Origin of the sequence: Burkholderia sp. E168m15, assembly GCF_016586105.1 — a bacterium.
Lineage (GTDB): Bacteria > Pseudomonadota > Gammaproteobacteria > Burkholderiales > Burkholderiaceae > Burkholderia > Burkholderia orbicola.
In genome coordinates this window covers 16,449-36,854 of sequence record NZ_BCPO01000211.1, presented here as the reverse complement: position 1 = coordinate 36,854, position 20,406 = coordinate 16,449, and the positions used below count along the sequence as shown (strand labels likewise).

Sequence of the window (20,406 nt, the reverse complement as noted above, 5' to 3'; positions counted from 1 at the left end):
ACCGCCCGGCACGCCGGGCAGGATCGCCGCGGGGTCGACCGTCGCCGGCGCGTCGAGATCGGGATTCAATGCGATCAGCAACGCCGCGTCGTCGTGTTCGAGCAGCGGCCCGGTGCCGCGCAGCAATGCGGTCGCGGTCGCGCCCGGCGCGCTCAGTTGCACGATTTCACCGCGCGCCGCGGCCACGGGCGTGGCGCGGCGCCACGCGTTCGCATCGGCGAGCGCGCCCGACAGGTCGAAACGCGCGTGCTCGAACGCGGCGCGGTAGCGCGCGGCATCCGCGTCGCGGGCCATCAGCGGCACCGTCACGCCGCGCTCGAAGCCCATCGGCACGAGCCAGCCGGTGCCGACGGCCGCGGCCGTCCACAGCGCGCGGCGATACGCGCGGGCGACGGTGTCGTCCGGCGCGTCGGGCCAGTCGTCGGCCAGACGCGGGCCGTCGGGCGCATCGGGGAACGCGATCGGCGCGCCGATCCGTCGCAGCAGCCGGTGCTCGTCCGCGAACCACGGCGCGCGCAGGTCCCACCAGCGCACCGATGAAAACACCGCGTCGAACCCGGCGGCTTCGAGTTGCGCGAGCGCGTCACGTGCATGACCGGGCACCCCGGCGAGCACCGCGACGTCCGGGCGCGCACGGCGCAGCGCCGCGCGCCAGCCCGGCCACCAGTCGGCCGGCAGGTGATGCGGCGCGTCGATCAGGAAGCCGGCCGCGCCCGCGTCGGCGTACGTCGCGAGATGCGCGCACCACCATGCCGACAGCGCGTCGCGCACGGCTTCGTCGGCGGTGTTCGCATGCGCGATATCCAGTGCGTGCGCGGTGCCGCGCGGATCGATCAGCGCGTCGTCGTGCGTACGCTCGACGTACCAGTCAGGATGCTCGGCGCGCAGCGGATTGTCGCGCGCGATGCGGTCGGGCACGACTTCGAGCAGCAGGCGCAGCCCGTGGCCCTTCGCCAGTTGCGCGAGCCGCGAGAAGGTTTCGAGCGCGCTCGCGCGTGTCTCGAACGACTGGGCCGGCCGCCGGAAATCCGCCACGTGGCGCGGAAAGCCGGCCACGCTCGCGGCCCAGAACGCGCCGACCAGCACGTGATCGAAGCCCATCCCCGCGATGTGCGCGAAGGTTTGCGGCCACGCGTCGAGCGGCCCGACGAGGCGGGCGTCGCAGAAGTAGAGGTGCGGAGCGAACGGTGGTGTGGAGTCCATGGCGCGGCGTGGGCGAGTGGCGCGAGCGGTAAAGCCGGTTCGTCGCAACCTGCGTGCCTGCTGCGCGAACGTCAGCAGGGCGGGGGCGTGCAGGGGAAAGCGGTTTGAAGGGGCCTGTCGTTTTTACATGAGCGCCAGGCCCACGTATGTACTACATGCGCGGTATGGAGCGGATATCCGAACTGTCGCCCGTCGCGGCATCGTCGTCCGTCGTCGGGATCGGCACACCCGGGTCATACCGCACCACCGTGCCATGTTCGATCCGGTGCGGAAACGGCGGCGGCGCGTCCACCTCGTCGCCGAAGCGTGCGCGCACGAATGCGCGCAGCAGCGCCTCACGCGCCGTGTGGCCACGAGCGCCGCAGGTCGACGGGCCGTCGACGAAGGTCGCGTCGCATTCGACCTCGTCGCCGTGGCGGGCGATCCGCAGATCCTCCACGCGATCGAGCACTGCGCCCGCGTCGGCCCACGACGCCGACGGCGCGAACGGTGCGTCGAGATGCCGGAACGCGTCGCAGGCGGCCGTCACGACCACGGTCGGCGCGACCGCCGTGAAGCGCAGCGTGTCTTCGTCATCGGCGCACAACGCGCGTGCGCACCAGTAGTCGAGATCCTTTCCGTCGAGTGCGTCGGTTCGCATGGGCTGCCTCCGTTCGATCGAAAAACGCGTCACCGCGCAAGCGCCGTGCCCGTCGCGGGCGTCGAACGCATCCGCGCCACCAGCGGGTAGTGGTCCGACGCGTGCCGCGCCCGCGCGCTGCGGTGCACGACCACGTCGACCAGCAGCTCGCCCGGATGAATCCAGATCCGGTCCAGCGAGAACACCGGGCACACGGTCGGGAATGTGCGCGGCGCCGGCGCACGCCGGAACCGCGTGACGAGCGCCTGCAGCGCGCGGCCGCGCACGAACCATTCGTTGATGTCGCCGAGCAGGATCACCGGCATCGCGCCCGTATCGAATGCCGCGAGCAGGCGCTGCACCTGCGCGCTGCGTTCGCTGGCCGACAGCCCGAGATGGGTCGCGACCACGCGGATCGGGCCCGTGCTGCAGTCGATGTCGGCGTCGAGCGCGCCGCGGGGCTCGCGCGGGTGGAACGACAGGTCGAGCGTGCGCGCCGCGCGGATCGGGCAGCGTGACAGCACCGCGTTGCCGTAGCGGCGCTCGGGCGTGTCGATCGTCGGGCCGGCCACCGCGTGCATGCCGGTCGCGTCGCGCAGGTGCGCAAGCACGTCCGGCGCGCGCGTGCCGCCGAGCGGCACTTCCTGCAGCGCGATCACGTCCGCGTCGAGTTCGTCGATCACGGCCGCGATCCGGTCGACCGCACGCGCCGGCCACGCGCCGTAGCCGCCGTGGATGTTGTAGGTCGCGATCCGCAGGTCGCGCCCGCCCGGCGCGGCGGCGGGCGCCGCGTCGGCGGTGACGACGTGCGGCGCCGGGGCCGGTTGTTTGCTCAGCGCCATCGTCGCAGCATCCTCACGAGCAGGATCGACACGCCGACCAGCGCGAGGCCGATCGCCGCGAGCCACGCGAACGCACCGGGCCCCGGATGGCTGAGCGCCGCGGTCAGCTGGTGCGCGAACGTGACGGTCAGTACGATGCCGGGCAGCATCCCGAGCGCGGTGCCGATCAGGTAGTCGCGCAGCCCGATGTGCGACGCGCCGGCGACGAGGTTCACGACGGTGAACGGCGCGATCGGCAGCAGCCGCAGCACGGCCATCGCGACCACGCCGCGCCGGCCGATGTGCTCGCTCAGCCGGTTCGCGCGCGGGCCGGCGAGCCGGCGCACCGCGTCGCGCCCGAGCCAGCGGCCCAGCGCGTAGGTCGCGGCGGCGGCCGCCATCGAGCCGATGCCCGCATACGCGAAGCCCGGCCACGCGCCGAACACGAGCCCCGTCGCGGCGATCAGCAGCGTGATCGGCACCGCGCAGGTCGCCGCCACCACGTACGCCGCGAGCAGCAGCACCGGCGCGGCCGGCAGCCGCGCGATGCCGGCCACCGCGTGCGACAGCGACGCGACGTTCAGGTGCGCGCCCAGCGGCGTGAAGCGCCACGCGAGCGCCAGCGCGGCGATCGCGAGCACGATCGCGCCGAGCACGAAAAAGCGCGCGGTGAGCGAGCGGTGCTGTTCGTGCGGCACGAATTCGCGGACGAACCGGTCGGGCTCGATCGGCTGCTCGGGGTCGAGCCGCGCGCTGACCGGCACGAGCGCCTCGAATTGCGGCGACACGGCCGGATCGAGCGTGCGCAGCGTGCGGCCGGGTTTTGCGCGCAGCTGGTCGAGCACGACGTTCGGCCGTTCGCCGCACGCGAACGCGTCGGCCACCTCGGCGGGCGTCGTGCCGAGATGCTCGGCCAGCAGCCGCTCGCGCATGCCGGCGATCGCGCCGCGGATGCGTGGATCGCCGGCCGCGACGAGCGCGATGCAGCATTCGGTATCGAGCACCATCGAGCGGTTATTGAGGTTCGCGCTGCCGATCACGATGCATTCGTCGTCGACGATCGCGATCTTGCTGTGCACGTTCACGCACGCGTCGCCAAGCCCGTCGACGTGCGGATACAGCAGCCGGTAGCGGTCGAAGCGGTCGGCCGACGCGAGCGTCGCGTGCAGCCGCGCGCGCAGCACGCCCATCGTCGCCTCTTGCAGCCAGCCGCTCTGCACCCGCGGCGCGACGACGGTGACGTCCGGCCCGTCCGTATCGGCGAGGCGCGAGGACAACGCGTCGCGCACCACCGCCGCGGTGAAATACTGGTTTTCGACATACAGGTGCCGCTGCGCGGCGCGGATCGTGTCCTCGACCAGCGCGCGCACCTGCCGCACCGGTTCGCGCCCGCCGTGGCGCGGCGCCGTATAGGCGATGCCGAGCCGCACGTCGCGCACGTCGACGCGCGCCTCGCGCGGCCACGGATCGTCGTCGTCGGGCCGGTAGAGATGCCGCTGCGCGCGGATCGCGATCGGGCGCCCGCACGCCTGCAGCCAGCGGGCCCGCGCCTGATCGCCGATCGCGGCGGCCGCGTCGCCGTCGAACATCGCGTGCACGTCGTGGAACGGCCCGTACGGCATGCCCTGCTCGTCGCGGCGGCGCGGATCGTCGGCCGCATGCGCGGGCGTGTCCCAGCGGGCGCGCGTCAGGTCGAGGCCGCCGACGAACGCGAGCCGGTCGTCGATCACGACCAGCTTCTGGTGATGCGATGCACCGCGCGGGTGCGCATCGTCGAGCCGGAACCGGATGCCGCGATGCGCGCGCCAGCCGGCCCGATACACGGGCGGCCAGTCGCGCTCCAGCGCGTAGATCATCGCGAAATCCCACGCGAGCACGTAGATGCGCAGGTTGTGACGGGCCGACGCGAGCGCATGCAGGAAGGCCGCGAGCGTGTCGGGCAGCGTGTCGTCCGCGCCGCCCGGCGCGAGCCGCATCCGGCTGTCGACGTCCCAGCCGACGATGAACACCGTATGGCGCGCACGCAGCAGCGCGGCGCGCAGCGTCGAGAAATACGCGTCGCCGTCGACCAGCATCGTGAAGCGGTCCGCGTGGCGGATCGTGTCGCAGTTGCGCCCGCGTTCGAGCAGGCCGTGCCGCGACGGGCCGTCCGCCGACGCGGCGTCGATGCGCCGGTCGTCGGCGCGGGTCACGCGATCCGGCGCGATCATCGGGCCCCGACGTCCCGGTTGCCGTCGATCCGCTGCAGCAGCGCATCGCAGCGTGCCCGAAGCCCCTGCAACTCCGGCGAATGCGCGTCGAGCCGCGCATGCTCGCCATCCGCGACCGCGATGTCGTAGATCTCCTGCGCGATCGTCGCCGACGCGTGCGCGATCCTGATCCGGTCGAGCCAGTCGCATTCGGCGTGCTGGCACGCGAGCCACGCGCGCAGCGCGCCCACCAGCTGGCTGGTCGTGAGCCACGTTCCGCTGCGCATGCGCGCGGCGAGCTGGCTCGTCACGAGATAGGAGAGCAGGTCGGTCTGGGTCACACGAAACTCCTTGACGAGGTGTCGGGTTGACAGGTCCGTACGCACGCGATGTTTTGCAGCGTCTCGCAGATCGCCGCAAATTCCGGCCCGCTCGTGCGCGAGAACGAGACGGAGATGTCGTCGGTGTCCGGATCGTCGTCCGATTGCTGGACGATGAACCGTTTCACGCGCACCCGGCCGGGGCCGAGCGCCTCGTGCAGCGTGCCGAGCGTGAGGCCGCCGCGCTCGGCCACGAGCTGCAGCGTGCGCTGCTGGCGCTGCGCGATGAAGCGGCGCTCGAGCGGTTTCACGCCCGCGAGGATCGCGAGCACGATCGCCGTCGCGCCGACCGACGCAACCACCATGCCGCCACCCGCGGCGAGCCCGACGCCGGCCACCGCCCACAGGCTCGCGGCCGTCGTCAGCCCGCGCACCACTTCGCCGCGCAGCAGGATCGAGCCCGCGCCGAGAAAGCCGATGCCGGACACCACTTGCGCGGCGACCCGCGACGGATCGAGCACGACGCCGTTCTGCCCGCGCACGTCCTCGAAGCCGAACGTCGACACCAGCATCACGAGCGCGGAGCCCACGCACACGAGCATGTGCGTGCGCAGCCCGGCGGCCCAGTTGAGGCGTTCGCGTTCGAGCCCGATCACGCTGCCGAGCAGCGCGGCCAGCAGCAGGCGTCCGAGTAATTCGAGGTGGCCGATCATGATGTGCATCCCTTCCGGCCCTAAGTGAAGCGGGCCCGGTAGCGGTTCGATGCGGAAAAGGGACGCAAGCAGCGTGCCGGCCGGGCACGGCGCGTGCGCGCAAGGCCGACGGCGCGCCTGGCGCGCATGCGGCGCGCATTTTTTGCATCGCTATCGCAGATAAGACAGGAGGCCACCGTGGCACATCAACAGGACGCACAGGTTCGGGACCCGTATCGCGGCCACGAGATTTTCGTGTGGGCGCGACCCAACGAGCGCGGCGCATGGCGCGACGAGGTGCAGGTGTACGTCAACGGCGCACGCATCGAGCTGGTGGTGCCGGAAGCCGCCGGCCCCGAATGGCTGACCGAGGTCGAGGCGCTGCGGGCGGGCCTCGAGCGCGGCCGCTATCTGATCGACAAGCGCGTGGACGACGATTGACCGGCATCGCGCTTGCGGCGCCGTGTGCCGCGACAGCGCCCCGCCGTGCAAGTACCCCATGAACCCACGCCGGCCCGCGCCGGGAGGAACCGATGAGCGATCCGCGCACCTTGCATATCTATCGCTACGACCCCGACCGCGACGCGGCGCCTTACATGCAGCGCTACGAGATCGACGTGAATCCGGACGACCGCATGCTGCTCGACGTGCTGGGCCGCGTGAAGTGCGACGACGAGACGCTGTCGTATCGGCGCTCCTGCCGCGAAGGCATCTGCGGCTCGGACGCGATGAACATCAACGGCAAGAACGGCCTCGCATGCCTCACCAACATGCAGACGCTGCCGCGCGAGATCGTGCTGCGGCCATTGCCGGGGCTGCCGGTGGTGCGCGACCTGATCGTCGACATGACCGATTTCTTCAACCAGTACCACTCGATCCGGCCATACCTGATCAACGACACGACGCCGCCCGCGCGCGAGCGGCTGCAATCGCCGGAGGAGCGCGACCAGCTCGACGGGCTGTACGAATGCATCCTGTGCGCGTGCTGTTCGACGTCGTGCCCGAGCTACTGGTGGAACCCGGACAAGTTTGTCGGTCCGGCCGGGCTGCTGCAGGCGTACCGCTTCATCGCCGATTCGCGGGATCTCGCGACGGCCGAGCGGCTCGACGATCTCGAGGATCCGTACCGGCTGTTCCGCTGCCGGACGATCATGAATTGCACGGACGTGTGCCCCAAGGGGCTGAATCCGACCAAGGCGATTTCGGAGATCCGGACGATGCTGGTCAGGCGGACGGTGTAGCGAGGCGTGGCGGCGCGTCCCGGGCGGTCCGCCGTTGCCCCAGCGCGTCTCGTACCAAAGCGGTAGCAAGTCTTTCATCGCGCGACATTGACGAGAGAAACAGATCGATCTGACGACTTCGCGGCTGATTATTATCGATGGCACAACGAATTTTCTGTTTTAGAAACGCTGGGTTGTCAATGCGTTAAGAATCGAAAATTTCGAGTGTATGGAACGTTCTGACGTGTGCCGGCCGCACCGCGCTCACCGCTACTTTTCCCATCCAAATGCACTAGTTTTCTCGGTGCATTTGAACATGATCGGCCACCTAAGGATGTCCCTATACTGAGCCGCACGGCATCGGAGCGATCTATCGCGAGATCGAGGGGTGCGCAGGCAGGTGGACAACTCGATTGAATGGAGAGTCGATCATGTTTGAAAGAACGGAAGGCGCAGCACGCAATCTGGCAGGCAAGGCGCAGGAGGCAGTAGGCGAAGCGATCGGCGATAGCCGCATGGAACTCGATGGACAGGCGCGCCAAGTGGCCGGCAAGGTTCAGCAATCGTATGGCGAGGCGCTCGAACAGCTCCGCGACGTCGCCGCGAACAATCCCGTTGCCGCGCTGGCGGCGGTCGCTGCAGTGAGTTTCATCATCGGCGCCATGTGGTCGAAGCGCTGATCGGCACGGATGATTCTTCGAAACCGGGACAAGTTCGCATCGGAGCATGTCATGGCTTTGCTTTCAAGACTGGGGAAGTGGTCGCACGCCGCGCAATTTTCTGTCGCACGCCTGACCGATTATGCGAATCTCGCAGCCATCGAACTCGGCCTCGCCCGGAAGCGCTTCATGCGCGACCTGATCCTGTATGCCCTGCTGGGACTGAGCGTGATGTTCGGGCTCGCATTCGTGTGCGTGGCAGCGATCGTCAGCGCGGCGAACACGCGTTACCTGATCGAGGTCGCATGGGCCGTAGCGGGATTCTGGGTGCTCGCGTCCATCGGCGCGCTCCTCGTGGTACGCACGCGTGACGAGCACGGTACCTTTTCCGTTCTGAGCGAGGAGTTGCAGCGCGATATCCGCACCGTCCGGGAGAGTGTGTGATGACGCAACGAGCATCCGACCGCCAACCGCTCGAATCGCAGCGGCGCGTCCTGCTGGCACGCATGGCGGCAACCCGCGCGGAGTTGTCCGCGTCGAGCCATGTGATCGACACGACGCAGCAGTCGTCTGCCCACGACCGCGCCAGACATCCGTCGACGAGCCTGCCGACTCTGTACGGCTCGACCGGCGCCAGTATTGCCGTGGCGCTGGTGGGCCTGGCGGTCCTCGGACCGCGACGCCTCGTCGCGACGGCAGTGCGCGCCGGCCTGGTCGCATTGATCGGGCGGATGACCCGCGATATCGTGCGGCTGAAATTTAGGCCGCGGCAGGCGTGGCTTGACGCGCCCGGCACGGCAACGAGCGGCCCTCCCGCCGCAGCATCGTCGATCAAGTCATCGGTGCCGTGATCCTGCTGTCCGTGGTCCGAGTGTTCAATCGCGTGGCCTGATCCTGCGAGGGGGCCTCCCGTGTCGTTGGCTGAAAACGCGCGGAATGCTTGTCTTTGCGTCCATGCTGCGGGGTAGCGCGCTGTCGAGTGCCGCTGCCAGTTGCACGTGGATTGTCGAAGGTCGTCGATAGCGTGGATACGCACTAGTGCATGTGCGACCGTCGGGGAGGCACGCAGCTTTGTAACTATGTCGGGTCTACGGCGCAATGCGCCGAAGGCCGATCGCCCGGGAGAGTCCTGCATGTCCGAAACGATCTTCGATGCACTGCGCGAAAGCCATCAGATCCAGCGCGCATTGATGCGCCGGCTATTGCGGTCGAAGCCAGGCCCCGATCGCGGCATGCTGTTCGAACAACTGCGCATCGAACTTGGCGCGCACGAGGCCGCCGAGGAGCGCTTTCTCTATGCTCCGATCCTGATGGACGACCGCGGGCTTCATCCGTCGCGCGATGCACTTGCCGATCATCACCGGATGGACGAGATCGTCGACAATCTGCGCGACCGTGACCCCGGCTCGCGTGGCTGGCTGGCAACGGCCAGGAAACTGTCTGAAGAACTGCACGAGCATCTGAAAGAAGAGGAAAAGATCTTCTTTCAGATATCCGGAAAAATCCTGAGCGAGACGGACAAGTCGACGCTTGCGAGGCGATACCGGAACGACTATCGGCGCATGCACGTGCGGCTGGCGGACGAAGAGCGGCCGGCCCGCGCCCGCGCTGAGCGATGACGTAATCCTCTACCCGGACGTCACATCATGAAAACCTTCCACTGTGGACGATGTTCGCAACTGGTGTTCTTCGAGAACGTGAAGTGCGAGCGTTGCGATGCGCTGCTCGGCTATCTGCCGGACGTTGGCGAAGTCGGCGCGTTCGAGCCCGCGGGCGACGGAACATGGCGTAGCCTGCACGCGGCCATGCCCGGGAAACGCTATCGCCAATGCGCCAACTACGCCGTGGAGCATGTTTGCAACTGGATGATTCCGGCGGAAAGCGACGACACGCTATGCCGCGCGTGCGTGCTCACCGAGACGATCCCGAACCTGTCGTCGCCCGACAACCGGCTGCTGTGGTTCCGTCTCGAGGCAGCGAAGCGACGACTGCTATACACGCTCCTCGTGCTGGGCTTGCCGGTGGAGTCGCGCGCGCAGCAGCCGGCGCGCGGAATGGGCTTCTCGTTCAAGGCATCGACCGATACCGAGGTCGTCATGACCGGCCATGCGAACGGCCTCATCACGGTAAACCTCGACGAAGCAGACGACGCGAAGCGGGAGCGGATCCGCACGGACATGCGCGAGCCCTATCGCACCTTGCTCGGCCATTTCCGGCATGAAATCGGCCACTACTACTTCGATCGTCTCGTGCGAGGCAGCCGCTGGATGGAGCCGTTTCGCGCCTGTTTCGGCGACGAGCGTGCCGATTACCAGGCAGCGCTCGACGCACACTATGCCAATAACGAACCCACGGACTGGGAGAGCGCGTACGTCAGCGAGTACGCGACGATGCACCCGTGGGAAGACTGGGCCGAGACGTGGGCGCATTACCTGCATATCGTCGACACGCTCGATACCGCGACCGCATGTGGGCTCGTGCTTGCCCCCGACGACGCGAGCCTGCCGACGCTGGCCGACCAGACGTCGGTCGACGAAGCGAGCTTCAGCAGCCTGATGCGGCGCTGGTTCCCGCTGACCTACGCGCTGAACAGCCTGAACCGCAGCATGGGGACGCCGGACGCCTATCCGTTCGTGCTGGCGCCCGCCGTCGTCGCGAAATTGCGTTTCGTGCACGATGTCGTGGCCGCGTCGGGTGACGCGGCGGCTGCCCAGCCGTCGCTCGTCGCCTATGCGGCGGGGAGCGGCGCGGAGCCGGGCAGCGTGCGGTAATCGTCCGGGCGCGGCGGGAACCGAAACGGTTCGAATACGGACTTCCGGCATGCGCGTCGTGCATGTCGAAAGTGTTTCGTACGGACGGCGAGTGCTTTCACGCAGGATCCGCCTGCACGGGCACGCCGTTTTTTCCAGGAGAATTCCGCATGAAATTCCTCTCGATCGCAATGGTGTGCGTCGCGTTGTCGGCCGTTTCCCTATCGGTTCAGGCGGCTGGATGCCTGAAGGGCGCGGCAGTGGGTGGGGTAGCCGGGCACGTCGCCGGCCATCACGGCGCGGTCGGTGCGGCGGCGGGATGTGCGCTTGGCCACCACCACGCGGCGAAGAAGGCGAAAGAAGCGAGCGCGGCGACCGCCGCATCGCAGTGACGCGGCGGAAGAGCGGCCGCTGCCTGCTGCCGCTCTTCCGTTCCGGCTGGGTGACCATGGCGGAAATCCGGATGGCTTGTTGCGGCCTCTTCGCCGAATGGCGTGAGACCGGCGCGGAAAGATGCTGTCGCCGCATACCTGATCAACGACACGACGCCGCCCGCGCGCGAGCGGCTGCAATCGCCGGAGGAGCGCGACCAGCTGGACGGACTGTACGAATGCATCCTGTGCGCGTGCTGTTCGACGTCGTGCCCGAGCTACTGGTGGAACCCGGACAAGTTCGTCGGCCCGGCCGGGCTGCTGCAGGCGTACCGCTTCATCGCCGATTCGCGGGATCTCGCGACGGCCGAGCGGCTCGACGATCTCGAGGACCCGTACCGGCTGTTCCGCTGCCGGACGATCATGAACTGCACGGATGTGTGCCCGAAGGGGCTGAATCCGACCAAGGCGATTTCGGAGATCCGGACGATGCTGGTCAGGCGGACGGTGTAGCGCGGGACATCCGGAGGCCAGGGCTCCGCTATTTCCCGGCGAACGCGTCCGCCTGCGCGGCGCGATGCTGTGCCGCAACGCGAGCGTCGCCCGGATAGAACTGCCGCGCCCATCGCTGGAACACCGGGTACGGCCCGTCGCCTGCGACCGGGGTACCGTAGCCGGTGTAGTCGCGATTGCCCCACACCATGATGTCTTCCTTGAACACCGGTACCAGCCACAGCCGGTGCAGCAACCGGCCGAGCGCGGCGTAGACGAGCCGCTGCAACGGAGCTGGCCATCTCGACAGCCACGAAAAGCGGAACGAAATACCGTCCCGGAAGGTCCAGCGCAACGGCGCGACCTGTACGCCGCATGCGAAGATCTTCGCTTCGAGGCCGATCGCCTTCATTTCATGGTCGGACGACACGCAGCCAAGGCCGTGAACGCCGATCACCGTGCTCCATTTGATGTGCTTCCACGCCATGTCCACCTGCATCGAAATGCGCGGGCCGTCGATCACGGGCGTATGCGGCTTCATGTCCTTCCAGCGATGCAGCGCGCCGAAATGTTCGAGGTCGAAGCCGTTTTCCGGCAGGTTCTGCATCACGCCGCGTAGCGTGAATGCCTGGCCGACCGGTGCCGAGAAGCCGGTCATGTCCACTTCCGGCAGTTCCCAGGTCGGCGCCAGGCCGTCGGCGTTCTGCCATACGAACACGAAGCCGTTCCACTCGCGCACATGCCGGGTGCGAAGCGTCAGCGTCTGGCCGCCCTTCGCGCAGCCGGCGGCGATACGCCGGCCGTCGGGGCCGTACGCGTAGTGATGGAACGGACAGACGATCTGCTCGCCGTCGACCGTGCCGCCGTGGCCGAGATGCGCGCCCTGGTGCGGGCAATACGCGTCGACCGCGCACGCGACGCCCGAGGCCGTCCGGTACAGCACGACGTCGCGTCCCATGAACGGCGTCGTGAGCACGGCCCCGCGCTTCAGCTCGCGGCTGAAACACAGCGCGAACCAGCCGTCCGGATAGGGCAGCGGCGAGGTTTCGTCGACGGGGCCGGCTGCATGCATCGCGCGCTCCTGCATCGGCATGGCACTCATCGCGCGAATTCCCGATCGGCGTGCATGACGGCCGGCGGCCCGGCGCCGTCTTGCCCGTCGGGTGCGTCGCCGCCGGGTGCCGGGTAGAACTGCGCGGCCCAGCGCCGGAACGTCATGATCGGCAGCTCGCCGGCCATCAGCGTCGGGCGTGCGTCGTAGTCGCGGTGATCCCAGATGCGCAGGTCGCGCTTGAATTGCGGCACGAACCACAGCCGGTATGCGGCGCTCGCGAGGACCTCGTGCAGGGCCCGGCGCAGCGGCGACGGCCACGCCGACGCACGTTCGACGCGCAGCGCGACGAATTCGCGGCAGGTCCAGCGGTCGGGTTCGATCTGCGTCGGGAACAGCACGACCCGCGCGTGCAGCCCGAGGTCCGGCAGTTCCATGCGCGCGGCCATGCAGCCCAGGCCGTGCATCGTGATGTCAAGCAGCAGCCGTTGCCCGAGCAGCACGAGCGTCGAGCGCATCGTCAGCCGGTGGCCGTCGGCTTGCAGCGGCTCCAGCACCGGATTCGACCAGCCGTGCACCGGGCTGAAATGATTGACGTCGACGCCGTTCTCGGCCGGATTCTGCAGGCTGCCGTTCAGCGTATGGCACTGGCCGCGCGGCCGCGAATAGCCGTCGAGGTCGAGTTCGGGCAGCGACCACGACGGCGCTGCGCCCGCACGGTCGTGCCATGCGAGCACGAGGCCGTTCCATTCGCATACGGGGCGCTGCCGCAGCGTGGCGGCGGGCGGCTTGCCGTCGCGCCCGGCGCGCAAGCAGGTGCCGTCCGGCGCGAACGCGAGGTGATGGAACGGGCATACGATCTCCTCGCCGCGCACGATGCCGCCGTGCCCGAGATGCGCGCCGAGGTGCGGGCAATGCGGCGCAACCGCGCGAATCAGGCCGGATGCCGTTCGATACAGCACGACGTCCGCGCCCATGAAACGCGTCACGACGAGCGCGCCGGGTTTGACGTCGCGGCTGTAGGCCAGCGCGAACCAGCCGTCCGGATAGCGATGTCGCGAAGCGGCGGCGGGTTCGGGCACAACAGGGATCGGTGCGTGCATGTGCGTCTCCAGTCACCGGGGCGAAGCATGCCGGTCCGCCGCCGCGATTTCCTCGAGCGTCGGCAGTGCCGTCATCGCGACTGCGCCGCCGGCGAAGCGCCCGCCGCCGAGGTCGTCGCCGTGGTAGCGGGTGCTGAATGCATGAAACTCCGCATTCCCCGCACTCATGTAGCCCAGTTCCGTTACGTAAGCCTGTGCATCGGCGTCGCCGGCCAGCGCGCCCGTCGCGACCGCTTCACGCGCGTCGATCAGACGGTGTTCGTTCGACGTGCAGAGTACCGCCAGCCGGTCGAGCGCCGCCTGGGCGTTCAGTTGCTCGACGCGCATCAGGATCCACACGGCGTTGAATCGCTCGTGCGCGGACCATTCCTTGCGAAACGAAAACAGGTCGTTGACGAGGATCACCGAATCGATCGTCGCATCGCGCGCGTCGGCCAGCGCCGCGTGTTGCGCGAGGCGCTGCCCCATGTCGATGTCGAGCGCGTATTCGGTGAGCAGCGTAATCCAGTGGCCGAAGCCCTCGACCCGGCGAAACGCCAGATAGTCGGCCAACGACAGGCGCGATGCATCGGTTGCCGTCGGGCTGGCCTGCGTATGGATCTGCTCGCGGATGCATGCGACGAACCGCCGCCAGAAGGCCGGGCGCGCCTCGCTCTGGGCGCGCATCGAGCGCAGCGTGTCGTGCAGCAGTCGCGCGGAAGGTGCGTCGGCCGGCGGCGGCGTGCCGTCGACGGCCGCCAGAAAATACTCGCGCAACGTGTCGAGCCCCGCCTGGTCGCCGGTACGCGCGAGATGTGTGAAGGCGTCGTCCATCAGCGTCGTGACGTGCATCATGCGGTGGAGCGCGTACACGCGATCGGGCCGCGCATTCGGGTAGCACAGGCTGCCATACGCGGGAATGCGCTGCGCGAGAAAACAGCGCGCCGCTGCGTCGCTGCGATAGTGCTGCACAATGTACGGGTAGTCGTCGATCGCGAGTTGCCGCTCGATTGCTTCATGCTGCGGGTGCCGTGCGACGGGCAGCGACAGATGCGGCAGCGGCAGTACCAGCGTTTGCGTCTCGCTGGGCGGCGCGCTCGTGGCGCGCGGCGTTCCGGATGCTTGCATGCGGCTCTCCGGGTTACGCGTCGGGTTTGACCGCGACGATGCTGTAGGTCGACACCTTGTTCTTGATCAGCGCGACGGACCAGTTTTCGGCGAGCACGCGCAGTTCTTCCAGCGTGTCCGGCGCACGGTGCGGAAAATGGCGGTCGATGTTGGCCTTGGCATCCATCAGCCAGCGCGCGACGTCGATGTTCGACGGCAGCACGCGCATGTCGCGGATCGCGAACCCGGCGTCGATCAGCACCTGCCTGAAATAATCGGGCGTCTTGCGGTGCTTGCATGCGATCCGGTCGACCTCGTCGGGCGTGTCGGACGCGTATTCGCTCAGGTCGACGTTGTACAGATTGTCCGAGATGACCACCGAGCCGCCGCCGCGCACACGCGCATGCAGCGCGCGCATCGCCTTTTCGTACAGCGCGTTCGGGAAATGCGAGATCACGCCGCGAATGATCACGAGATCGTAAGGCGTCGCGGGATCGGGCAGTCGATCGACGTCCTGTGCGTTGCACTGATACAGGTTGATGCGTCCCGCGAGCCCGTGCTGCGCATGAAAGCGGGCGCAGTAGTCGAGCTGTTCGCGACTGACGTTGATACCGTCGAGGCGCATGCAGCCGGGGAAGCGGCCGGCCAGATACTTCAGGATGTAGCCCCAGCCGCAGCCGATGTCGAGAATGCGTTCGACGCGCGGGGGAACGGGGCCGTCGAAGCCGGCGAGATGAAGCTGGCGTTCGAAGTAGCGAATGCCCGATTCATCGAGCGAGATCGGCGGCGTGGAGCGCGGATCGTCGTACACACCGAACTGGAACAACAGGTACTCGCCGATCGCCTTGCGCCAGTCGTCCGGGCTGCCGGCGTAGGTCGTCTGCACTTTCCGCTCGTAATCGCTCACCGTCTCGCCATGCAGCACCCGGATCGGTAGGGCGGGTTCCAGGTGCGGCGCGCGCAGTTCGGCGATCGCCTGTTCGCTGATCTGATTCATCGAAATCCTCGCGTCGTCCATTTCCGTCAAACCGGACAAAACAATGCCCGCCGATCGAGCGGCCGCGCACGTCTTTACGAAACGCCGGCACAAAAATACCCCGGCCGATACCTGTGATCGTGCGATCGAATAAATCGAGGTAATGCTTCGGTCGAAACGTTATGACGGTGAAAGATCCGTGCGCATTTATAGAATCCCCGGATAAATGGCGGAAAGGGCGCTACGACGCCACATCGCGACACAGGCCCCATATCGTGCCTGGGGCACCTGGCGACGCGGGCTGGCGCCGGCTGGCCGGTTCGGCTCCGTACGCAACGCGTATTTTCACGATTCTGGCACTGCGATCGTGAACCGGAAGCGAAGTGTTTTTGTTATATGAAAGGCGATTCGATTTTTCAAGAATCTTCCCGTGTGTTTTAAAAACACGGGAAAACAGATACGAATAAAAATATTAAAATCGCGCTTGTCAATGGCGGTGGGGATTGTTTCGATTCGATGAATCGAAAAAAGCCGCGACGCGAACGATCGCGCGCGCGGCTACCGGCCGGACGAGCTCGTGCGGCAGGATGACGTCAAGCTCGACTGAAACGCCCGCTCACGCAGGAACGGACCGGGAGCGGCGCACTGGCGCCTACGGCCGCGCAGCCACCTCGTCGAGGTGCCACAGCAGATCCGCCGGATCGTCGTACACGCGCAGCGCGCCCGCCCGTTCCAGCTCATCGCTGCCGTACCCGCCCGCCAGCAACCCGACGCCGAGCGCGCGGCAGCGGGCGGCGGCGAGCATGTCCCAGATGCTGTCGCCGACCACCACCGTATGCTCGATCGGCACGTTCAGCTTCGCGGCGGCAGTCAGGAACAAATCCGGGTCCGGCTTCGCATACTTCACCTGATCGCGCGTGACGACCACGTTCTTCGCCGGATCGACGCCGAGCGCCTCGAGATTGATCGCCGCCGTTTCCATCCGCCCGCTGGTCGCGATCGCCCAGCGAATGCCGGCATTCGACAGCGCGGCCAGCAGTTCGCGCGCACCCGGCAGTGGCCGGACCTGAGCGCGCAGCCGCTGGTACGCGGCCGCATGCAGCCGCGCGAGCCGCTCGACACGGTCGGCGTCGATGTCGCCGGCCGTTTCGCGCAGCAGTTGGTTCAGGAACAGGCCGCCGCTCATCCCGATCTTGCGGTGGATGCGCCACACCGACAGTTCGATGCCTTCGGCATCGAGCGCTTCCTTCCACGCGAGTACGTGTTGATAGACGCTGTCGACGAGCGTGCCGTCGAGATCGAACAGAAATGACGTTTCAATGCGCATGTAACTCTCCCTGGCCCGATGGTGGTCGGGCAAATCGTCGGCAAAACCTCATTCGTCACATTATCGGCGCACGGCCGTGTCACCGCCATGTCCCGCGCCGCACGCACCGCGCCCGGCGGCAGCGGGGCGAACACCGCTGGTACAATCGCGCCGATGCGCCGGGCGGGCCGCCCGCGCGCGCCCAACCTTCGTCGAATCCCCGTATGGCAACCCCCGACGCCGTCAGTTCCGAACAATCGTGGTGGGGCGTTCTGGCCCTGGCACTCACCGCCTTCATCTTCAATACCACCGAATTCGTGCCCGTCGCGCTGTTAAGCGCGATCGGCGACAGCCTGCAGATGCAACCGACCGCGGTCGGCCTGATGCTGACGATCTACGCGTGGGCGGTTGCGGTCGTGTCGCTGCCGCTGACGTTCGTCACGCGGCACGTCGAGCGCCGCAAGCTGTTGAGCGTGGCGCTGCTGGTGTTCATCGGCAGCCATGTCGTGACCGGCGTCGCGTGGAATTTCACGGTGCTGATGATCGGCCGGCTCGGCATCGCGTGTGCGCATGCGGTGTTCTGGTCGATTTCGATCCCGCTCGCGGTGCGGCTCGCGCCGAGCGACCGCAAAAGCCGTGCGCTCAGCCTGATCGCGATGGGCTCGGCGATCGCGATGGTCGCCGGGATTCCGCTCGGCCGCGTGATCGGCGAGGCGTTCGGCTGGCGCGTCACGTTCCTGATCATCGCGGGCACGGCGGGCGTCGCGCTGCTGTTGCTGCGCGCCACGTTGCCGTTGCTGCCGAGCCAGGGCGCCGGGTCGCTGAGCAGCATCGGCGTGTTCCTGCGCAAGCCGGCGCTGGTCGCGCTGTATGCGATCACCGTGCTGGTCGTGTCCGCGCACTTCACGTCGTACACGTACATCGAACCGTTCGTGCAGAGCATCAATCATGCGAGCAACAGCCGGATCACGTACGTGCTGATCCTGTTCGGCATCGCCGGCCTGCCGGCCGCGGTCTGCTTCAATCGCGTCTACCCGCACCGGCCCGACGATTTCCTGCTGGCGTCGATCGTCGCGCTGTCGGGCTGCCTGCTGATCCTGTTCCCGTGCGCGCTGAACATCGTCACGCTGTCCGTGCACACGCTGGTGTGGGGCGGCGCGATCGTCTGCTTCGGGCTGGCGATGCAGGCATGGGTGCTGAAGCTGGCGCCGGACGCGACCGACCTGGCCGTGTCGATCTACTCGGGGCTGTACAACGTCGGCATCGGCGCCGGCGCGCTGCTCGGCAACCATATCGCGGGCGACTTCGGGCTGCCGTGGATCGGCACCTTCGGCGGCGTGGTCGCGATCTTCGCGGCCGGTGTCGCGTGGGCCGCGTTGCGGCTGCACGCGAAACGGGAAGCGACGCTCGCGGCCCCCGCGCCGTGAAGCCGCTGCCCGGCACGCCGCCGGTGCATCACGCGATCGAATAGCCGCCGTCGGCCACGAGCGCGTGCCCCGACACATAGCTGGCATCGTCCGACGCGAGGAACGCGACGACCGTCGCCATCTCGGCGGCGGACGCCCAGCGGCCGGCCGGCGTCGATTCGGCGAAGGCGAGCCGTGCTTCCTCCGACGCCCAGATGCCGCGATGATGGAACGGCGTATCGATCAGCCCAGGGCACAGCGCGTTGACGCGCACGCCGCGTTTGAACCATTCGATCGAAGCCGTCTTCGTCATCCCGATCACCGCGTGCTTGCTCGCGATATACACCGACGCATTCTCGAAGCCGATGACGCCGCCCATCGACGCATTGTTGATGATGCTGCCCTTGCCCTGACGCAGCATGATCTCGGCCGCGAACTTCATCGAGTTGAACACGCCGCGCACGTTCGGCTCGAACACTCGGTCGTAGCTTTGCGCGTCCTGCTCGAGCATCGGCGCGAACACGCCTTCCGTGCCCGCATTGTTGAACGCGATGTCGAGCCGTCCGTGGGTCGACACCGTGAAATCGAACAGCTTGCGAAGCTCGGCTTCGTTCGCGACATCCGCAGCGAAGGCTGTCGCGTTGCCGCCGGCGGTCGCGATCTCGTCGACCAGTCGATCGAGTTCGGCCTTGCGTCGGGCGCTGACGACGACCTTCGCGCCGCGGCGCGCGAGTTCGATCGCCGATGCGCGGCCGATGCCGGAACTGGCGCCCGTCACGAGGGCGATGCGACCGTCGAGCGGGGCTGAGTGCGTGCTTGCGTTCATGATGCGTTTCTCCGTGGTGGTTGACCCTCTGCGTCGAAGCGACGTCTGATGCGCATTGTGGTCGCTCGACGGCGACAAAAAAATGGAACAATGGCGCATTCAGAATTCCTTCTTGAGGAATTAAAATCGCTTTTTCGCGAGCATCATAAAGGCTTCCCATGCTCAACCGCCTCGACATCCTGAAGATCTTTTCCGCGGCTGCCGCCGCGCCGACGTTTCGCGAGGCGGCCGCGCGGCTCGGCGTGTCGCCGCAGGTCGTCACGCGCGCGGTGCGCGAACTGGAGGAGATGCTCGGCGAAACGCTGTTTCACCGGACGACCCGCAGCATCCGGATCACCGCGTTCGGCCAGTCGTTCGCGCGCGAGGTGCAGGGCGCGCTGGCCGTGGTCGACGGGCTGTTCGGGCCGGCGACCGGCCAGCGCGACGAGCCGGTCGGCGTCGTCCGGATCACCGCGCCGTCGGGCATGGGGCGGCATTACGTGCAGCCGATCCTCACCGGCCTCATGCAGCGGTATCCGGGGCTCGTGCCCGATCTGCGGCTGTCCGACGTGCCGTCGCCGGTGGTCGACGAGCAGATCGACATCGGCGTGCGCGTCGGCGCGATCGGCGACAACCGCTTCGTCGCGCGCATGGTCGGGCCGTTGCCGATGTGGGTGGTGGCCGCGCCGTCGCTGATCAGGCGGCTGGGCGAGCCGAAAAACCGCAAGGCGCTCGAAGCGATGCCGGTGACGTGCCTGATCGATCGTGCAAGCGGGCGGCCGTGGCCGTGGATGTTTCGCGGCGAGCAGCAGTTCGTGCCGTCGTCGCCGGCTTACCTGACGGACGACACCGAGGTGGAGATCGAGGCCGTGTGCGCAGGGGTGGGAGTAGGCCAGTGTTCGGAATATCTTGTGCGGCCGTACGTCAGGAAGGGGCGTCTCGTGCGGGTGCTGCCGAGCCTCGAGCCCGAGCCGTGGAAGCTGCACGTCTATCGGCCGCGGCGCGGGCCGATGCCGCGTCGTATCCGGGTGGTGTACGACGAACTGGTGGCGAAGCTCGCGGAGGCGACGTGGCGGGAGTAGGGGGCCGCCGCACAACGGCAAACGTCGGTCGCGGCGGCATCATGAACCTTTCCGTGCCCGACCCTACGCCGGACGAATTTCGGCTGTTCGGCAACCGCGGGCCCGCCTGAAGGCGCTGCGGCCGATCGTCGATGTGAGGACCGCCGCGAGGCCGGGCGTCACGCAACCGATCCGCGCATTTCGCCGCATCGTTCGTTGCGATGCGCTCGTTACGGCATGTTATGCTCCGCGCGAAACCCGTGTTCCGGAATTCGC

General features: G+C 67.8%; 21 protein-coding genes and 2 pseudogenes. 11 read left to right on the top strand and 12 right to left on the bottom strand.

The genetic code is table 11. The annotated features are described in order from the left end of the window. From JMF86_RS32905 to JMF86_RS32880, 6 genes and pseudogenes are all read right to left on the bottom strand, one after another. Window positions 1-1,203: pseudogene (locus JMF86_RS32905) on the bottom strand (DUF3416 domain-containing protein); the annotation flags it as partial. A gap of 151 nt (window positions 1,204-1,354) precedes the next feature. Beyond that, window positions 1,355-1,843, bottom strand: a complete 489-nt coding sequence (locus JMF86_RS32900) for a phage protein NinX family protein (protein WP_201317304.1) — start codon at window positions 1,841-1,843, stop codon at window positions 1,355-1,357. 29 nt (window positions 1,844-1,872) lie between these two features. Continuing rightward, window positions 1,873-2,664 (bottom strand): endonuclease/exonuclease/phosphatase family protein, encoded by a 792-nt coding sequence (locus JMF86_RS32895; protein ID WP_027806790.1) that lies wholly within the window; start codon window positions 2,662-2,664, stop codon window positions 1,873-1,875. After that, entirely contained in the window at window positions 2,655-4,853 is a 2,199-nt protein-coding gene (locus JMF86_RS32890) for a VTT domain-containing protein (RefSeq protein WP_201317303.1), read from the bottom strand. Before JMF86_RS32890 ends, JMF86_RS32895 begins: the two co-directional genes overlap by 10 nt. Then, the gene (locus tag JMF86_RS32885) at window positions 4,850-5,173 is read right to left on the bottom strand and encodes a hypothetical protein (protein ID WP_011695012.1); all 324 of its coding nucleotides are present in this window, start codon (window positions 5,171-5,173) and stop codon (window positions 4,850-4,852) included. Before JMF86_RS32885 ends, JMF86_RS32890 begins: the two co-directional genes overlap by 4 nt. Next, window positions 5,170-5,865, bottom strand: coding sequence for an MgtC/SapB family protein (locus JMF86_RS32880; RefSeq protein ID WP_027808544.1), 696 nt, complete (start codon window positions 5,863-5,865; stop codon window positions 5,170-5,172). The genes JMF86_RS32885 and JMF86_RS32880 overlap by 4 nt, the downstream gene beginning before the upstream one ends. 177 nt (window positions 5,866-6,042) lie before the next feature. On the opposite strand from JMF86_RS32880, the gene JMF86_RS32875 reads away from it, so the two are divergent. The 9 genes and pseudogenes from JMF86_RS32875 to JMF86_RS32835 form a co-directional block, all read left to right on the top strand. Further along, a complete protein-coding gene (locus JMF86_RS32875; RefSeq protein ID WP_023476627.1) occupies window positions 6,043-6,285 on the top strand; it encodes a DUF6566 family protein in 243 nt (80 codons plus the stop codon). A 92-nt stretch (window positions 6,286-6,377) separates the two neighbouring features. Beyond that, complete coding sequence (locus JMF86_RS32870; protein WP_011545529.1) at window positions 6,378-7,085, top strand: succinate dehydrogenase/fumarate reductase iron-sulfur subunit; 708 nt, start codon at window positions 6,378-6,380, stop codon at window positions 7,083-7,085. A gap of 410 nt (window positions 7,086-7,495) precedes the next feature. Then, window positions 7,496-7,744 (top strand): CsbD family protein, encoded by a 249-nt coding sequence (locus tag JMF86_RS32865; RefSeq protein ID WP_027808545.1) that lies wholly within the window; start codon window positions 7,496-7,498, stop codon window positions 7,742-7,744. A gap of 51 nt (window positions 7,745-7,795) precedes the next feature. Next, window positions 7,796-8,167: a hypothetical protein gene (locus JMF86_RS32860; protein ID WP_053525471.1), complete on the top strand. Its 372-nt coding sequence runs from the start codon at window positions 7,796-7,798 to the stop codon at window positions 8,165-8,167. Continuing rightward, window positions 8,167-8,574, top strand: coding sequence for a hypothetical protein (locus JMF86_RS32855; RefSeq protein ID WP_235349350.1), 408 nt, complete (start codon window positions 8,167-8,169; stop codon window positions 8,572-8,574). Before JMF86_RS32860 ends, JMF86_RS32855 begins: the two co-directional genes overlap by 1 nt. A 282-nt stretch (window positions 8,575-8,856) precedes the next feature. Next, a complete protein-coding gene (locus JMF86_RS32850) occupies window positions 8,857-9,342 on the top strand; it encodes a hemerythrin domain-containing protein (protein ID WP_201317302.1) in 486 nt (161 codons plus the stop codon). A 27-nt stretch (window positions 9,343-9,369) separates the two neighbouring features. Next, window positions 9,370-10,494 (top strand): putative zinc-binding metallopeptidase, encoded by a 1,125-nt coding sequence (locus JMF86_RS32845; protein WP_201317301.1) that lies wholly within the window; start codon window positions 9,370-9,372, stop codon window positions 10,492-10,494. 149 nt (window positions 10,495-10,643) lie between these two features. Continuing rightward, window positions 10,644-10,865: a hypothetical protein gene (locus JMF86_RS32840; protein ID WP_027808548.1), complete on the top strand. Its 222-nt coding sequence runs from the start codon at window positions 10,644-10,646 to the stop codon at window positions 10,863-10,865. Window positions 10,866-10,988: 123 nt separating this feature from the next. Further along, window positions 10,989-11,357 (top strand): annotated as a pseudogene (locus JMF86_RS32835) (4Fe-4S dicluster domain-containing protein); the annotation flags it as partial. Between the two features lie 28 nt (window positions 11,358-11,385). Here JMF86_RS32835 and JMF86_RS32830 read toward each other — a convergent pair. The 5 genes from JMF86_RS32830 to JMF86_RS32810 form a co-directional block, all read right to left on the bottom strand. After that, a complete protein-coding gene (locus tag JMF86_RS32830) occupies window positions 11,386-12,438 on the bottom strand; it encodes an aromatic ring-hydroxylating dioxygenase subunit alpha (protein ID WP_201317300.1) in 1,053 nt (350 codons plus the stop codon). After that, window positions 12,435-13,490, bottom strand: a complete 1,056-nt coding sequence (locus JMF86_RS32825; RefSeq protein ID WP_077179745.1) for a Rieske 2Fe-2S domain-containing protein — start codon at window positions 13,488-13,490, stop codon at window positions 12,435-12,437. Before JMF86_RS32825 ends, JMF86_RS32830 begins: the two co-directional genes overlap by 4 nt. A 12-nt stretch (window positions 13,491-13,502) precedes the next feature. Then, a complete protein-coding gene (locus JMF86_RS32820; RefSeq protein ID WP_077179746.1) occupies window positions 13,503-14,597 on the bottom strand; it encodes a methyltransferase type 12 in 1,095 nt (364 codons plus the stop codon). A 13-nt stretch (window positions 14,598-14,610) separates the two neighbouring features. Next, window positions 14,611-15,573, bottom strand: a complete 963-nt coding sequence (locus JMF86_RS32815) for a cyclopropane-fatty-acyl-phospholipid synthase family protein (protein WP_201317299.1) — start codon at window positions 15,571-15,573, stop codon at window positions 14,611-14,613. A 631-nt stretch (window positions 15,574-16,204) separates the two neighbouring features. Further along, entirely contained in the window at window positions 16,205-16,879 is a 675-nt protein-coding gene (locus JMF86_RS32810; RefSeq protein WP_012336648.1) for an HAD family hydrolase, read from the bottom strand. Between the two features lie 203 nt (window positions 16,880-17,082). Here JMF86_RS32810 and JMF86_RS32805 point away from each other — a divergent pair, with 203 nt between their 5' ends. Then, on the top strand, window positions 17,083-18,285 hold the full coding sequence (locus tag JMF86_RS32805) for a sugar transporter (RefSeq protein ID WP_077179748.1): 1,203 nt from the start codon (window positions 17,083-17,085) through the stop codon (window positions 18,283-18,285). 28 nt (window positions 18,286-18,313) lie between these two features. Here JMF86_RS32805 and JMF86_RS32800 read toward each other — a convergent pair whose 3' ends face one another. Then, window positions 18,314-19,090 (bottom strand): SDR family NAD(P)-dependent oxidoreductase, encoded by a 777-nt coding sequence (locus tag JMF86_RS32800; RefSeq protein ID WP_077179749.1) that lies wholly within the window; start codon window positions 19,088-19,090, stop codon window positions 18,314-18,316. Between the two features lie 158 nt (window positions 19,091-19,248). Between JMF86_RS32800 and JMF86_RS32795 the strand changes: the two genes are divergently transcribed. Beyond that, on the top strand, window positions 19,249-20,151 hold the full coding sequence (locus tag JMF86_RS32795; protein ID WP_062885673.1) for a LysR family transcriptional regulator: 903 nt from the start codon (window positions 19,249-19,251) through the stop codon (window positions 20,149-20,151). The last annotated feature ends 255 nt before the right edge of the window (window positions 20,152-20,406 follow it).

Excerpts from the sequence above, each read along its gene's own strand:
- JMF86_RS32860 (WP_053525471.1), top strand. The coding sequence starts at position 7,796 with ATGGCTTTGCTTTCAAGACTGGGGAAGTGGTCGCACGCCGCGCAATTT.
- JMF86_RS32855 (WP_235349350.1), top strand. The coding sequence starts at position 8,167 with ATGACGCAACGAGCATCCGACCGCCAACCGCTCGAATCGCAGCGGCGC.
- JMF86_RS32900 (WP_201317304.1), bottom strand. The coding sequence starts at position 1,843 with ATGCGAACCGACGCACTCGACGGAAAGGATCTCGACTACTGGTGCGCA.
- JMF86_RS32845 (WP_201317301.1), top strand. The coding sequence starts at position 9,370 with ATGAAAACCTTCCACTGTGGACGATGTTCGCAACTGGTGTTCTTCGAG.
- JMF86_RS32880 (WP_027808544.1), bottom strand. The coding sequence starts at position 5,865 with ATGATCGGCCACCTCGAATTACTCGGACGCCTGCTGCTGGCCGCGCTG.
- JMF86_RS32895 (WP_027806790.1), bottom strand. The coding sequence starts at position 2,664 with ATGGCGCTGAGCAAACAACCGGCCCCGGCGCCGCACGTCGTCACCGCC.
- JMF86_RS32795 (WP_062885673.1), top strand. The coding sequence starts at position 19,249 with ATGCTCAACCGCCTCGACATCCTGAAGATCTTTTCCGCGGCTGCCGCC.
- JMF86_RS32850 (WP_201317302.1), top strand. The coding sequence starts at position 8,857 with ATGTCCGAAACGATCTTCGATGCACTGCGCGAAAGCCATCAGATCCAG.
- JMF86_RS32890 (WP_201317303.1), bottom strand. The coding sequence starts at position 4,853 with ATGATCGCGCCGGATCGCGTGACCCGCGCCGACGACCGGCGCATCGAC.
- JMF86_RS32870 (WP_011545529.1), top strand. The coding sequence starts at position 6,378 with ATGAGCGATCCGCGCACCTTGCATATCTATCGCTACGACCCCGACCGC.
- JMF86_RS32815 (WP_201317299.1), bottom strand. The coding sequence starts at position 15,573 with ATGAATCAGATCAGCGAACAGGCGATCGCCGAACTGCGCGCGCCGCAC.
- JMF86_RS32825 (WP_077179745.1), bottom strand. The coding sequence starts at position 13,490 with ATGCACGCACCGATCCCTGTTGTGCCCGAACCCGCCGCCGCTTCGCGA.
- JMF86_RS32840 (WP_027808548.1), top strand. The coding sequence starts at position 10,644 with ATGAAATTCCTCTCGATCGCAATGGTGTGCGTCGCGTTGTCGGCCGTT.
- JMF86_RS32805 (WP_077179748.1), top strand. The coding sequence starts at position 17,083 with ATGGCAACCCCCGACGCCGTCAGTTCCGAACAATCGTGGTGGGGCGTT.
- JMF86_RS32810 (WP_012336648.1), bottom strand. The coding sequence starts at position 16,879 with ATGCGCATTGAAACGTCATTTCTGTTCGATCTCGACGGCACGCTCGTC.
- JMF86_RS32820 (WP_077179746.1), bottom strand. The coding sequence starts at position 14,597 with ATGCAAGCATCCGGAACGCCGCGCGCCACGAGCGCGCCGCCCAGCGAG.
- JMF86_RS32865 (WP_027808545.1), top strand. The coding sequence starts at position 7,496 with ATGTTTGAAAGAACGGAAGGCGCAGCACGCAATCTGGCAGGCAAGGCG.
- JMF86_RS32830 (WP_201317300.1), bottom strand. The coding sequence starts at position 12,438 with ATGAGTGCCATGCCGATGCAGGAGCGCGCGATGCATGCAGCCGGCCCC.
- JMF86_RS32800 (WP_077179749.1), bottom strand. The coding sequence starts at position 19,090 with ATGAACGCAAGCACGCACTCAGCCCCGCTCGACGGTCGCATCGCCCTC.